The sequence below is a fragment of the Curtobacterium sp. MCLR17_043 genome (assembly GCF_003224215.1).
Taxonomy (GTDB): Bacteria; Actinomycetota; Actinomycetes; order Actinomycetales; family Microbacteriaceae; genus Curtobacterium; species Curtobacterium flaccumfaciens.
The window spans coordinates 37,985-50,666 of the sequence record NZ_QKLH01000020.1; the positions used below are offsets into that span (position 1 = coordinate 37,985).

The 12,682-nt window shown below is 71.9% G+C and carries 11 protein-coding genes and 1 tRNA gene; 7 read left to right on the plus strand and 5 right to left on the minus strand.

Features of this window, described 5'->3' with window-relative positions; translation table 11 throughout:
• Nucleotides 1–96: 96 nt before the first annotated feature.
• The 5 genes from galU (at nt 97) to DEJ03_RS16300 (ending at nt 4,174) form a co-directional block, all read left to right on the plus strand.
• Nucleotides 97–987, plus strand: a complete 891-nt coding sequence (gene galU / locus DEJ03_RS16280) for a UTP--glucose-1-phosphate uridylyltransferase GalU (protein WP_027466560.1) — start codon at nt 97–99, stop codon at nt 985–987.
• A gap of 87 nt (nt 988–1,074) precedes the next feature.
• Nucleotides 1,075–1,734 carry a GNAT family N-acetyltransferase gene (locus DEJ03_RS16285; RefSeq protein ID WP_110865431.1) on the plus strand — a complete coding sequence of 220 codons (660 nt, stop codon included), beginning with the start codon at nt 1,075–1,077 and terminating at the stop codon, nt 1,732–1,734.
• 118 nt (nt 1,735–1,852) lie between these two features.
• Nucleotides 1,853–2,983 carry a hypothetical protein gene (locus DEJ03_RS16290; RefSeq protein WP_110865432.1) on the plus strand — a complete coding sequence of 377 codons (1,131 nt, stop codon included), beginning with the start codon at nt 1,853–1,855 and terminating at the stop codon, nt 2,981–2,983.
• A gap of 73 nt (nt 2,984–3,056) precedes the next feature.
• Nucleotides 3,057–3,132: transfer RNA gene (locus DEJ03_RS16295), tRNA-Ala, on the plus strand.
• Nucleotides 3,133–3,346: 214 nt separating this feature from the next.
• A complete protein-coding gene (locus tag DEJ03_RS16300; RefSeq protein WP_110865433.1) occupies nt 3,347–4,174 on the plus strand; it encodes a hypothetical protein in 828 nt (275 codons plus the stop codon).
• Between the two features lie 129 nt (nt 4,175–4,303).
• Here the strand turns inward: DEJ03_RS16300 and DEJ03_RS16305 are convergent, their stop codons facing one another.
• Nucleotides 4,304–4,687 carry a hypothetical protein gene (locus tag DEJ03_RS16305; RefSeq protein ID WP_071405149.1) on the minus strand — a complete coding sequence of 128 codons (384 nt, stop codon included), beginning with the start codon at nt 4,685–4,687 and terminating at the stop codon, nt 4,304–4,306.
• 105 nt (nt 4,688–4,792) lie between these two features.
• Here DEJ03_RS16305 and DEJ03_RS16310 point away from each other — a divergent pair, with 105 nt between their 5' ends.
• On the plus strand, nt 4,793–5,851 hold the full coding sequence (locus DEJ03_RS16310) for an amidase domain-containing protein (RefSeq protein ID WP_258370888.1): 1,059 nt from the start codon (nt 4,793–4,795) through the stop codon (nt 5,849–5,851).
• Between the two features lie 16 nt (nt 5,852–5,867).
• Here DEJ03_RS16310 and DEJ03_RS16315 read toward each other — a convergent pair whose 3' ends face one another.
• From DEJ03_RS16315 to DEJ03_RS16330, 4 genes are all read right to left on the minus strand, one after another.
• A complete protein-coding gene (locus DEJ03_RS16315) occupies nt 5,868–7,088 on the minus strand; it encodes a hypothetical protein (RefSeq protein ID WP_181422759.1) in 1,221 nt (406 codons plus the stop codon).
• A 156-nt stretch (nt 7,089–7,244) separates the two neighbouring features.
• On the minus strand, nt 7,245–9,125 hold the full coding sequence (locus DEJ03_RS16320) for a glycoside hydrolase family 2 protein (RefSeq protein ID WP_110865434.1): 1,881 nt from the start codon (nt 9,123–9,125) through the stop codon (nt 7,245–7,247).
• 90 nt (nt 9,126–9,215) lie between these two features.
• Complete coding sequence (locus tag DEJ03_RS16325) at nt 9,216–9,671, minus strand: MaoC/PaaZ C-terminal domain-containing protein (RefSeq protein ID WP_110865435.1); 456 nt, start codon at nt 9,669–9,671, stop codon at nt 9,216–9,218.
• A gap of 20 nt (nt 9,672–9,691) precedes the next feature.
• Nucleotides 9,692–11,164, minus strand: coding sequence for a CHAD domain-containing protein (locus DEJ03_RS16330; protein WP_110865436.1), 1,473 nt, complete (start codon nt 11,162–11,164; stop codon nt 9,692–9,694).
• A 128-nt stretch (nt 11,165–11,292) separates the two neighbouring features.
• On the opposite strand from DEJ03_RS16330, the gene DEJ03_RS16335 reads away from it, so the two are divergent.
• Nucleotides 11,293–12,633 carry a phosphotransferase gene (locus DEJ03_RS16335; RefSeq protein ID WP_220034153.1) on the plus strand — a complete coding sequence of 447 codons (1,341 nt, stop codon included), beginning with the start codon at nt 11,293–11,295 and terminating at the stop codon, nt 12,631–12,633.
• Nucleotides 12,634–12,682 lie beyond the last annotated feature (49 nt).

The window sequence follows — 12,682 nt, forward strand, 5'->3', positions numbered from 1 at the left end:
GGGCACGGTTGCGGCTTCCCGCCGGGAACACGCGGGGTCCCGTGTCCCCCGGAGCGACGACATGCCCTCGAAAGGGGGATCGGATACGGTCTGAGCATGGGCTTCCAGATTTCGAAGGCGGTGATCCCGGCCGCAGGGCTGGGTACCCGCTTCCTCCCCGCGACCAAGGCGATGCCGAAGGAGATGCTCCCCGTCGTCGACAAGCCGGCCATCCAGTACGTGGTGGAAGAGGCTGTCGGTGCCGGGCTGACCGACGTGCTGATGATCACCGGGCGCAACAAGAACGCGCTCGAGAACCACTTCGACCACGTGTCGGAGCTCGAGGAGACCCTCCGCAAGAAGGGCGACCACGAGAAGCTGCAGAAGGTGAACCAGTCGACGGACCTCGCCGACATGCACTACGTGCGACAGGGTGACCCGCTCGGCCTCGGCCACGCGGTGCTCCGCGCGAAGATGCACGTCGGCCGCGAGCCGTTCGCCGTGCTCCTCGGTGACGACATCATCGACGCTCGTGACCCGCTGCTCCAGCGCATGATCGAGGTCCAGGGCGAGAAGAACGCCACGATCGTGGCTTTGCTCGAGGTCCCCGAGTCGCAGACGCACCTGTACGGCATCGCCACGGTCGAGCCGACCGACACCGACGACGTGGTGAAGATCACCGGCCTCGTCGAGAAGCCCCCGCAGGGCGAAGCGCCCTCGAACCTGGCCATCATCGGCCGCTACGTCATCCGTCCCGAGGTCTTCGACGTCCTCGAGAAGCAGGAGCCGGGCAAGGGCGGCGAGATCCAGCTGACCGACGCGCTCATGAAGATGGCGAGCGCCGAAGAGTGGACCGGCGGCGTGTACGGCGTCGTGTTCCGTGGACGCCGGTACGACACGGGTGACAAACTCGACTACATCAAGGCGATCGTGCAGCTCGCCTCGGACCGCGATGACCTCGGCCCCGACCTCAAGTCGTGGCTGAAGGAGTTCAACGCGGGCGAATAGTCGGCCATCCCGCTCGGGTCCGGTGATCACGGACCCGGGCGGGACACCCCGTCCCGCACCGGGGCGGGACCCCGGAGGAACCCAGCGATGACGACGATCCCGACCCTGTCCCACGGGCGGGTCACCATCCGGCCCCTCCGGCTCCGTGACACCCGCGACCTCGACGCGGCACTCGCGACGAACCGTTCGTGGCTCCGCACCTGGGAGGCCACGAACCCCTCCGGACACGTCTCCACCGACGTCCGGGGCAGCATCCGCGCGCTTCAGGCCAACGCCCGCGCGGGACTCGGACTCCCGTTCGCGATGGAGCTCGACGGCCGCTTCGTCGGGCAGCTCAACGTCTCCGGCATCTCCTACGGCTCGCTCGCGAGTGCCTCCATCGGCTACTGGGTCGTCGAGGACGCCGCAGGCCACAACGTGACGCCGATCTCCGTCGCCCTCGCCGTCGACCACTGCTTCCGCTCGCTCGGCGTGCACCGGATCGAGATCTGCATCCGGCCGGAGAACGCCCCGAGCCTGCGCGTCGTCGAGAAGCTCGGCTTCCGGTACGAGGGACTCCGTCGCCGCTACATCCACATCAACGGGGACTGGCGCGACCACTTCTGCTTCGCGCTGGTGGCCGAAGAGGTCCGCGGGGGCGTCCTCGAGCGCTGGGTGCAGGGGCAGGTGCCGCCCGGCGTGGGGGCCGTGCCGCTCGCCGCACGCGACGAGGCGGCGATGCCGCTGGACACGACGCCCCGCATCTGACGTCCCACGTCTGACGGGCCTGGAGGCGCGGCTCGCCTCCCACGGATTCCGTCCCGACACGCGCAACACGCGTCCGGCAATGACGCGGCGCGGGAACCGCCGCCCCTACCGTGTTCGCATGGCAGGAATCGGCTCGTGGGGTGGCGGCATCGTCCTGCTCGTCGCGGCCGTCCTCTGGCTCGTCTACCTGATGCCGTCGTGGGCCGCCCGCCGCCAGTACCTGGCCACCGAGCGGAACGCCATCCGGCTGCAGCAGACCCTCCGGATCCTCGCGCAGACCGCCGAGCTGCCGGACGAGGTCCGCATCGAGATGAACGCGAAGTCCCTCGCCCAGGCGCAGCGCGTCGCCCGGTCCGAAGAGGCCAAGCGCACCGCCATCGTCCGAGCCCACGAAGCCGCGCGGCAGCGTGAGATCACCCGCCGCCTGGCCGAGCAGGCACCGGTGCTCGAGCGGGCGTCCGCCGTGCCGGCCCTGACCGCGATGCGCATGCGCCGTTCCCGGCTCGGGGCGACCCTGTTCGGAACGCTCGGCGTCGTCATCGCCCTCGTGGTCTTCGTCGCGGCACCGTCGCTCTGGCTCGTCGGTGTCGCCGGACTCGTCGCCGCCGGTGGGTCCGCAGCGGTCCTGGCCCAGCTGCACCAGGTGGCGACGGCGCGGAAGCAGCGTCTCGCGGCCGCCGAGACGGGCGCGACCCGCGCCTCCCGGCCGGCCACCGCCTGGACGGACCCGGCGCCGCCTCTGTCGACCGAGCAGCCTGCCGAGCCCGCAGCAGACCGCTCCTGGACCCCGAACCACGTTCCGAAGCCCCTCTACGTGGAGCGGCCGGCTGCTCCGGCCGCCTCGCCCGAGTCGTCGGCGGAACTCGCTGCCCGCCTGAAGGAGCGCGTCGCCGCGGCCAAGGCGGAAGCCGAGGCCGAAGCTGCCGCGATCCGCGCTGGGGAGTCCGACCCGTCGCTGGCGCGGGTGTCGCGGATGCGACCCGAACTCGAAGAGGCTGCGGCGTCGCTGTCCGCGCACGACCAGGGGCGTCTGGCCGAGCGGCTCGGGCTCCGGGCCCCCGCCGCCCCTGCCGCGTCGGCCGGTGTTGCTCCCGGAGCTCCTGCTCCCGGCGCTCCTGCTCCCGCCGACGAGCCCGCCGACGAGCCCGCCGGGCCGCCGAGCAAGTGGGCCGGCATGGGTGTCCTCGACGACGACGCCTACCAGCAGGCCGACCTCGACGCGATCATGCGACGCCGCCGCGCGGTCTGACCCGCGGCACGCCCGAAGGGCCACCCGCGATTTCGGCTGGGCCGAACGAGGGTGCTAGTGTGGTCGAGCACTTGGGGCTATGGCGCAGTTGGTAGCGCGTCTCGTTCGCAATGAGAAGGTCAGGGGTTCGAATCCCCTTAGCTCCACCAGGTAGCAACTACGAGAACGGCCCGGAACCCACAGGTTCCGGGCCGTTCTGTCGGTGGCGGACGTGTCGAGGGGACCGTCCTCCACAGGCCGAGTCAGGTGGATCGTTCGACACAGTTCACGGACAGGGGTGGTGTGTTGTCCAACGCACCGCCCTAGACTCCCCGTGCGCCGGTGGGGCGCGGCCGACCTGTTCGGCCCGATCAGGGGGAGAGCATGTTCCGTATCAGTCGTCTCGTCGCGACCATCGCGACCACGGTGGTGGTGGCCGCCGGCATCGCCGTTGCCGGCCCGTCGTCGGGTGCATCCGCAGCGGTCACGCCGCTGGGTGTCGACATCTCCTGGCCGCAGTGCGGCAGCCAGGTGCCGACCGACCAAACGTTCGGCATCGTCGGCGTCAACGAGTCCCTCGGCAACACCACGAACCCGTGCCTCGCCGAACAGCTCGCCTGGTCGGCGAAGTCCGTCGGGGGTTCGGCCCAACCGAAGACGCAGCTGTACGCGCTGTTCGCCAACCCGGGTCTCCAGGCGTCGGTCTGGCCCACGTCGAACCGGTACCAGAACACGGTGCCCACGAACCCGTTCGGCAAGTGCGTGACCAAGGGCGGCAAGAAGCAGGTCACCCTGGCGTGCTCGTTCATGTACGGCTACGCCCGTGGGTACGACGACGTCCAGAGCCGTGGCGTCCCGAACCCGTCCGCCTACCGCTGGTGGATCGACGTCGAGACGGGTCTGTCCTACCAGCGCGACACCGCCCAGAACCGGGCGGCGATGCAGGGCATGATCGTCGGGCTCAAGACGGCCGGCGTGAAGCGGATCGGCCTCTACTCGACCACTTCGCAGTGGAAGACCATCGCCGGCACGGTCAAGTCGAACAGCCCGCTCTACGGCCGGTCGAACTGGATCGCGCTCGGCAAGAGCACGGTCACCAAGGCGCGGAAGGCCTGCTCCGGCACCCCGCTGCCCGGTGGCACCATCGCGATGGTCCAGGTCGTGGTGCCCTACGGGTCCGGCAGCATCGACCGCAACGTCTCCTGCACGTGATCGCACTGCCGTGACGTCGTGACGTCGTGACGTCGTGACGTCGTGATAGACGGGAGGCCCGGTGCCAGCTGGCACCGGGCCTCCCGTCCGTCTGTGGGTCGCGTCGGACCCGTCCCCGCCGTCGACGTGTCAGCCGGCGATGCTCTCCGTCAGCACGCCGGACTGCGCGAAGGTGGTGTGGATCGCGTTCGCGGCCTGCTCGAAGGCACGGTTGCCGCGCGAGATGCCGAGTGCTCCGCCCTTGATCGCGGACTTGCCGGAGCCGCGCAGCAGTCGGGCGACGGTGCGGCCGTCCGGGGCGATCATGATCTGGACGTCCAGGCGTGTGTGGAACGTGCGGTCGTTCGCCATGCCGCCGATGAGGAGCGTCAGGCCGAGGCTGCCGCGGGTCGCACGGAGTGCCCCCTGCTCGGCGTCGTCGACGGTGTAGCCCTCGCGTGACAGCGCCTCGCGCACCTGGGCACGGGCGGTCTCGGGGTCGGTGGCGACGAAGAAGTCGTGGCTCTCGGGCATGTGTGTTCCTTCCGAACGGGTCCGCTGGGACACGGAGGACGCTCGCCCCCGAAGACGATCATGCCGTGTCGGAACGACGGAGGTGTCGCTTACGCTGGTCGTGTCATGACTGCCTCGATGAACCGCCGCGCACTCCTGTCCCTCGCCGGCGTCGCCGGGATCGGGCTCGCCGTCGCGGCGTGCTCCTCCGGCAGCGACAAGGGCGGCGACTCGGGCAAGGGCTCGGGCGGCGGGCGTGGGAGCTCCGGGGGTGGGGACGCATCGTCCACCCCGACGGCGAAGCCCGTCGCGAAGGCCGTCACTCCGGCGCAGGTCCCGCTCGCCGGTGGCGTCACGATCACCGTGACGGGGACCGGACTCGCCGCCGTCAAGGGCGTCACCGTCGGCGGTGTCGCTGCGCGCGACGTCACGGCGACCGCGTCGAAGGTGACCTTCACGGCCCCGCACCAGGCGATGTACACGGCCGGTGACGCCGACGTCGCGCTCTTCACCTCGGTGATCGAGCCCACCGCGTCGGCGAACCAGTCCTCTGACGGCAACGGCAGCGCCGCGAACGACGGGCAGAGCGGCGCCACCCAGGACACCGCGACGACCACGCCGACCCCGACCGCCGCCGCGACGCCCGCTGCGGGCAGCGCGGTCGCCTCGACCACCCTGGCCTACGCCGCACTGACCGACGTCGACCGGCAGCTCGCCTACGCGATGCGGTACTGGAAGGACTACAACCTCGCCGAGTACGGCACGATGAACCCGATCGGCGGCGACTGCGCGAACTACGTCAGCCAGACGCTCATCGCCCGCGGGTGGGAGCAGCGGTCCGACTGGTACAACCGCGCGGCCGGTGCCGAGCACAGTGCGACGTGGACCTACTGCCCGACGATGGACCCGTGGCTCGAGACCAACGCGGCGGAGTTCGGGCTCACCCGGCGGTCGTCGGACGAGCGCGACAAGGTGAAGGTCGGCGACATCGTGTTCTTCGACTGGAACGCAAACGGGTCACCGGACCACACCACCATCGTGTCCGAGGTCTTCACCGAACCCGACGGCACCATCCGCATCAAGTCGGCGAGCCACAACCAGGACGGCCCCTACCGCGACCTCGACGAGATGATCACGGTGCAGCACCCCGGCGGATCGGCCTGGTTCCACACGTTCGACGCGTAGCGCTGCCCAGCACCGCTCACGGGTACCCGAGGAACCACAGCAACACGATGGCGAGCGGCTGCAGGCACACCCCGACGACCAGCCACGCCACCGCCCGCCGCCGTGTCCCCACGAAGACGTCCGATCCGAGCAACGGCGCCATCGGCATGAGCAACCGCGGCAACGACTGCTGCGGCAGGAACACCGCCACCAGGTACAGCCCGTAGGAGGCCGTGAACGCGAGCACGTCGGTCCCCAGGGCCCGGGTGCTCCTGCGTGAGAAGAACCACACCGCGCCGGCGAGGACCACCACGACGAGTCCGATGCCGAGCGGCCCGAGCCACGTCGACGCCATCGTGAACCACGGCGTCAGCGGCGCGAAGTGCTGGCGACCGACGAACCCCACCCACCACGACAGCTCGGTGTCCAGGTACGCGTTCGGCCGCCCCGTCACGGCCGTCGCGATCACCGGCCACGCCAGACCTGCAGCCGCGACGACGAGTCCGGCCACGACGATCGCGATCCGGTCGCGCCACGGGAACGCGTCCTGCTGCCGGCGCCACGCCACCCACCGCACGACCAGGTGCACGGCCAGTGCCAGCGCCAGCGCGAGGACCCCGGGCTTCGTGAACGCCGCCACGACACCGAGCGGCGCGATCAGCCAGTACCGTCGCCGGACCAGGGCGAGCAGGGCGCCGAACAGCAGCACGAGCAGCAGGCTCTCCGCGTAGGCGACCTGCAGCAGGAACCCCGTCGGAGCGAACGCGAACAGGGCCGTCGCCCAGCGGGCCCGGTGCGAGCAGCCGACGGCGAGCACCAGCCGGTACAGCAGCACGCAGGCGCCCGCTCCGGCGATCGACGCCACCACGACCCCGGCGACCCAGAACGAGGCGCCGGTCAGCGTCATCAGGAGCCGCACGACCGCGGGGAACACCGGCAGGAACGCCCACGCGTTCGGCAGGACGTGCCCGGAGTCGTCGACCGGCAGCGTCGCCGGGTACCCGTGCTCGGCGATGATCCGGTAGAACGACGCGTCCCACGAGCCCGAGAATGTGAAGAACGAGGGATCCTGTCGGTACGAGGCGAACGCCCAGCCGTTCGCGGTCGCCAGCAGGTACACGGTCGCCAGCAGCACGGTGCTGACCACCCGCGAGCCCGCCCAGATCAGCAGCGGTGCGGTCCAGGCGCTGCGCCGTCCGGTCAGCAGGCTGCGGAACCCCCGCCTGGAGGCCCGGCTCGCTTCCGCCACGTTCGTCACCCGCCCGATCCTCCCAGATCGCAGGCCGCGCCCCGCATCGCGGGCCGCCACCCGCCACCCGCCGGCGCGAGGCAACCCGTGTGCATCGTGAGCAGGAATGGTCGGGTCCGTCTGCCGGACCCGACCATTCCTGCTCACGAAGTGCGGGCCTCCCGGCTAGCGCCCCGTGACCGCGCGACGGATCTGCTCGATCGGGACCTTCGGGGAGCGGTCTGCGTTGAGCAGGCCGTTCGTCTCCTGCATGGTGTCGGTGAGCTGCGTGTAGCAGGACCCGGCGAGGAACGAGCTCGCGCGGATCGCGTCGTACAGCGCGGTGATGCGGGCGACCCAGTCGTCGCCGTCAGTGGCCGACGTGTAGCCCCAGCCGTCCTCGCGCTGGACGCCCGGCTGGTAGTTCACGCCGCCGAACTCGGTGAGCATGACCGGCTGGCCCAGGTCCTCGGCGCCGCCGACCAGGATGCGGCGATCCGCCGGCCCGATGCCACCGAGGAGTCGGGTCCGTGCGGTCTCGTCCGCGTAGGTGGCCGCGAGCCGGGGTCCGTCGCCCTCGTAGTCGTGGATCGTGACGATGTCGGAGTTCGTGTGCTCCCACCCGTCGTTCGAGATCACCGGACGCGTCGGGTCCAACGCCCGCGTGACGTCGGCGAGGGCCCGGGCGTAGGCCTGCTGGGCCGGGTCGGTGGCGATGTGCTGCACACCCCAGCTCTCGTTGGCGGGCACCCACGTGACGATCGACGGGTGCGAGGCGTCACGCTCGACAGCGTCCATCCACTCACGCATCAGACGCTGCACGGCGCGGGGGGAGAACGCGTAGGCGCCGGGGGCCTCGCCCCACACCATGAGTCCGAGCCGGTCGGCCCAGTACAGGAACCGCGGGTCCTCGATCTTCTGGTGGTTGCGGGCCGCGTTGAAGCCGAGCTCCTTGATGAGTTCGACCTCGCGGCGGAGTGCTTGGCGGGACGGGGCGGCGATGTGCGACTCGGGCCAGTAGCCCTGGTTCAGGACACTGCGGACGTCATGGCGTCGGCCGTTGAGCAGGAACGCGCCCCCATCGACCCCGACCGTCCGGATCCCGAAGTAGCTGGCGACGGCGTCGAGCGCGCCCGTGCCCACCGTCGTGCCGTTGCCGGAGCGTGGCAGCAGCGTGACCGTGGCGTCGATCAGCCGGGGCGTGTCCGGCGTCCAGTGCAGCTCGTCCTCGGCCTGCCCGTTCGTCTGCCGCGCGATCGGCACGACCACGTCGAACTCGTCCCCGGTCTCGCCGACGGTGGTCTCGATCGTGGCGAGGTGCTCGTCGCGGTCGTCCCAGCGGGCCTCGACGCGCAGGCGCTCGCCGCCGGTGCGGTAACCGTCGAGCCGGACCGTCAGGCGCATGGTCGCGTGGTCGACGTTCGTCCAGCGCAGGGACGCGATCGAGGCGGTCGGCACGGCCTCGAGCCAGACCGTCTGCCAGATCCCCGTGGTCCGGCGGTACCAGATCGCGTGCGGGTCCTCGTGCCAGTCCTGCTTGCCGCGCGGCTGGGTCAGGTCGTGCGGGTCGTCCTCGGCGCGGACCACCAGGGTGTGCACGGCGTCGGGGTCCGTGGTCAGCGCCTCGGTGACGTCGAAGGAGAACGGGGTGTGGCCGCCCTCGTGTCCGCCGATGAACTGCCCGTCGATCCAGACGCGGGCGCGGTGGTCGACGGCGCCGAAGTGCAGCACGAGCCGAGGCGCGCCGGTGCCGAACCCGGCGGCGTCGAGCTCGGAGCGGGTGATCGCGCGGGAGTACCAGACCACCGGGTGGAACCCGGGCTCGTCGATGCCCGAGGCCGGGGACTCCGGCGGGAACGGGACGACGATGTCCCGGGCGTCGGTGAAGCCGGTGCGCCAGGCGTCGTCGTCGCCGTCGTTCCGGAACGACCACGTGCCGTCGAGGTCGGCCCAGGCGGTGCGGAGCATCTGCGGCCGGGGGTACGTGCCGTCCTGCCGCGAAGCGAGTGGGAGGCCGGGGGCGGAAGCGGAGTCAGGTGCGGCCACGATGCCGTCGAGCGTGCTCATGCTTCTATGCTCCCGTGCCGGTACATCGTTGTAAAGAGGGAGTCGGGATTGCGCGGAGCAGGTTCCGTGGGGCGCTCGTCGAGTGGTCGCTCAGCCGATCGCGGCGTCGCGCGTGAGCACCATGACGTCCATCCGTCCCTGCTGGACGATCACGCCGTGCTGGTTCCGCAGGGCCACTGCTCGTTCGACGATCCCGGTCGTCCCCGAGCTCGTCAGCCGGGTGCCGAGGACCTCGACGGTGCAGGTCACGGTGTCCCCGATGAACACGGGCTCGGTGAACCGCCACTGGTCGATCCCGAGCAGTGCCACCGCGGACCCCTCGAACACCCCCGTGCGCGCGATGAGCCCGAGGCACAGCGAGGTGCCGAGCAACCCGTGCACGATCCGCTGCCCGTACCGGGTCTTCCCCGCGAACTCGACGTCCGTGTGCACCTGGTTGTTGTCGTTCGTCCACGAGGCGAACGACACCACGTCCGCCTCGGTGATGGTGCGCCCCGGCGTGGTGAAGGTCTGTCCGGCAGCGAGGTCCTCGAAGTAGTGCGGCACGGCCCGATTCTCGCACCCGGTCAGAGCCGCGCGAGCAGCTTCCGCGATCGGTGCAGGCCCTGCGTGCTGGCCGTCTGCTCGGTCGTCGCCAGGACGCCGTACCCGAACGTGTCCTCGCCGTGCTGCGCTGCCACGCCTGCCAGCCGCCGGTACGCATCGGCGGCGTGCGCGGCGTCGAGCGTCTCGCCGAGGGTCTCCTGCACCCGTCGCAGTCGACCGAGCCGGCGCTTCCCGACGTCGGGCACGTCACCGGCCGCCTGCAGGGCGTAGCGCAACCGGCGCGCGGCCTTCCGGACCTCGTGCAGGGTGTCGAGGTCATCGCTCGGATCACCCAGCAGCCGACCGACGCGTGCCCGCTCGTGCCGGATGCGCCGGGCGGCGAACGTGGCCGCGTCGTCGTCCGCGTGCGGGCCGGCCGGTGCCCGCAGCAGCAGGTCGTCGAGGGCATCGAGTGTCCGGAACCAGGCGTCGGAGCGCAGCGCTCGCCGGAGTTCAGCAGCGGCGACGCTGCGACGTTCCGCGGTCTCGGCGCCGATGCGGTCCAGGGTCTCGGTGTCCACGTACCCGTCGGGGGCGTCTGCCGCCGACCGGGACAGGCCGGCGTGCAGCACCTCGGCGTCGCGAGCGGTCCCGGCGATCCGTCCGGTCTCGGCCAGGGCGGCACGGAGGTCCTCGGTCGCCTGGCGGTCGAGCGCGCCGCGGAACGCCGCGAGCACACTCCGCAGGCGGCGCAGCACCTTCCGCAGGTCGTGCACGGCCTCGGGCTCGTCGGCTCGTACCCGGGGGTCCGCCGCGACGAGGTCACGCCGCAGGGCATCGAGCACCCGGAGGACGAACCCGGCGGCGGTGTCCGGCCGGGGGCGCTTCGCTCGGCCGCGTCGGCGTTCCGGCGCCGGCTCCGGGCCCCGGGGGAGCGGTACCGACGAAACGTCCACCGGGTCCGTCGCCGCGTCGTGCAGCGCTCGTTCGGTCGCTCGTGCCGTGGCACCGTCGCGTCCGTCGTCGGTCAGGGCCCACCACCGCGATGACCGCAGCACGGTGGTGTCCGGGTCGCCGTCGTCCACGCGCACGTCGGCGACCTCGGCCCGCACCCGGCCGTCCCTGCCGCGGAGGGTCACGAGCGTCGTGGTGGTGTCACGGACCAGGACGGTCCGCAGCGGACGACCACGCAGGAACACCTCGACGGCGTCGCGTGGGGGACCGTCGGACGCACCGTCGAGCGGTTCCGGACCGACCCCGTGGGCACCCCGGTCGATCGTCCAGGTGCCGTCCGGCGAGCGTGTGAGCACGACGCCCTCTGCGGCGAGCACCCGGTCGTCGGAGTCCCACACCGTCTCGCGCACCGTCACCGCTTCGTGACGGCGGACGTCGGCGGCGAACGGCTCGAGTGCGGGGCGCCTGCGGTCGTCGAGGATCCGCCAGGTCCGGCGGGGGTCGGGGAGCGCAGGTGCAGCGTCAGCGGCGGAGGCAGGAGCGGCAGCGGATCGGGGCATGCCGCAAGTGTCGTCCGGCGCACCCGTGTCAGACCGGGGGCAGCGGGGTTCTGTGGACGGAGCGCTCCCCGGCCCGTCCTGTGGGGGACTCGGCACCTCGCCAGGCCCCGGCGCGTAGGTTCCGCTGCATGAGCGACGGAGCACCCAGCGCCCCCGACACCCGCGCAGACACGAGCGCAGACACCCGCGCAGACGCCAGCGCCCCCGACACCAGCGCCCCGGACGCCAGCACGCCGAGCGACCGCGACCTCGAGTCCTGGATCGCCGACCGCCGCTGGTACGCCTCGAAGGGGTCCGTGCCACGCCTCCGGACGATCTCGACCGACGACGGGACCCGGCTGGTGCTCGACGAGGCCCCAGCGGTCCCCGTCCTCTACCAGTCACCGATCACCAGCGGGCCGGACGGCGCGATCGTCGACGCCACCACCGACCTCGCGTGGGTCTCGGCGCTCGCCGCACGCATCGACGCGGCATCGGACAGCCTCAGCCCGATCGGCCGGGTCACCGCCGCCCGCGTCCTGACGGGTGAGCAGTCCAACACCTCGGTCATCTGCGACACCGAGTCCGGCGACCGCGTCATCATCAAGGTCTTCCGCGTGCTGCACCACGGCGACAACCCCGACGTGACCACGCAGCTCGCCCTCACGGCGGCGGGCAGCACCCGTGTGCCGCGGGTCTACGGCGCCCTCCGCGCCGACTGGCCGGATGTCGGACGCCCGGACGGCACGGCGACGGGGCACCTCGCCTTCGCCCAGGAGTTCCTCCCCGGGCTCGACGACGCCTGGCGCGTCGCCCTGCAGGAGGCGCAGGCCGGCACGCCGTTCGGTGACCGCGCCGAGCAGCTCGGCACCGCGCTCGCCGACGTGCACCGCACCCTCGCCGGAGCGCTGCCGACGGAACCGGCCGACGCGCCCCGACGGGACGCCGCCGTCGCCACGATGCACGCCCGGCTCGACACCGCCGCCCGCGAGGCCCCGGCCGTCGCCGACCACGCCGACGCCGTCCGCGCGGTCTACGCCCGTGCCGCCGACGCGACGTGGCCGGACCTGCAGCGCATCCACGGTGACCTGCACCTCGGACAGGTCCTGTCGGCACCGGACCCCCGCGGGTGGGTCTTCCTGGACTTCGAGGGCGAGCCGCTCCGCCCCCTCGACGAACGCTCGCTGCCGGACGTCACCCTGCGCGACGTCGCGGGCATGCTCCGATCGTTCGACTACGTCGCGGGTGCGCTGGCGCACGACGCCGAACCGGTCGACGCGGCCGCCTGGGCGGCCGAGGCGCGGGCACGCTTCCTCGAGGGCTACCAGCGGGGCACCGGCGCGGACCTCACCGCCCACGGCGCGCTGCTCGACGCCTTCGAACTCGACAAGGCGGTCTACGAGGTCGTCTACGAGACCCGCAACCGACCCGACTGGGTCGGCATCCCGCTCGCGGCCGTCGCGCGCCTGGTCGGCGAGAGCGGGTCCTGACCGCGACCCACGAACGGACGGGAGGCCCGTGGCGACACCGCCACGGGCC

What these genes read in the sequence shown, in the direction of transcription:
- DEJ03_RS16335 (WP_220034153.1), top strand. Translation starts at nt 11,293, where the DNA reads ATGAGCGACGGAGCACCCAGCGCCCCCGACACCCGCGCAGACACGAGC.
- DEJ03_RS16310 (WP_258370888.1), top strand. Translation starts at nt 4,793, where the DNA reads ATGACTGCCTCGATGAACCGCCGCGCACTCCTGTCCCTCGCCGGCGTC.
- galU (WP_027466560.1), top strand. Translation starts at nt 97, where the DNA reads ATGGGCTTCCAGATTTCGAAGGCGGTGATCCCGGCCGCAGGGCTGGGT.
- DEJ03_RS16285 (WP_110865431.1), top strand. Translation starts at nt 1,075, where the DNA reads ATGACGACGATCCCGACCCTGTCCCACGGGCGGGTCACCATCCGGCCC.
- DEJ03_RS16330 (WP_110865436.1), bottom strand. Translation starts at nt 11,164, where the DNA reads ATGCCCCGATCCGCTGCCGCTCCTGCCTCCGCCGCTGACGCTGCACCT.
- DEJ03_RS16320 (WP_110865434.1), bottom strand. Translation starts at nt 9,125, where the DNA reads ATGAGCACGCTCGACGGCATCGTGGCCGCACCTGACTCCGCTTCCGCC.
- DEJ03_RS16290 (WP_110865432.1), top strand. Translation starts at nt 1,853, where the DNA reads ATGGCAGGAATCGGCTCGTGGGGTGGCGGCATCGTCCTGCTCGTCGCG.
- DEJ03_RS16300 (WP_110865433.1), top strand. Translation starts at nt 3,347, where the DNA reads ATGTTCCGTATCAGTCGTCTCGTCGCGACCATCGCGACCACGGTGGTG.
- DEJ03_RS16305 (WP_071405149.1), bottom strand. Translation starts at nt 4,687, where the DNA reads ATGCCCGAGAGCCACGACTTCTTCGTCGCCACCGACCCCGAGACCGCC.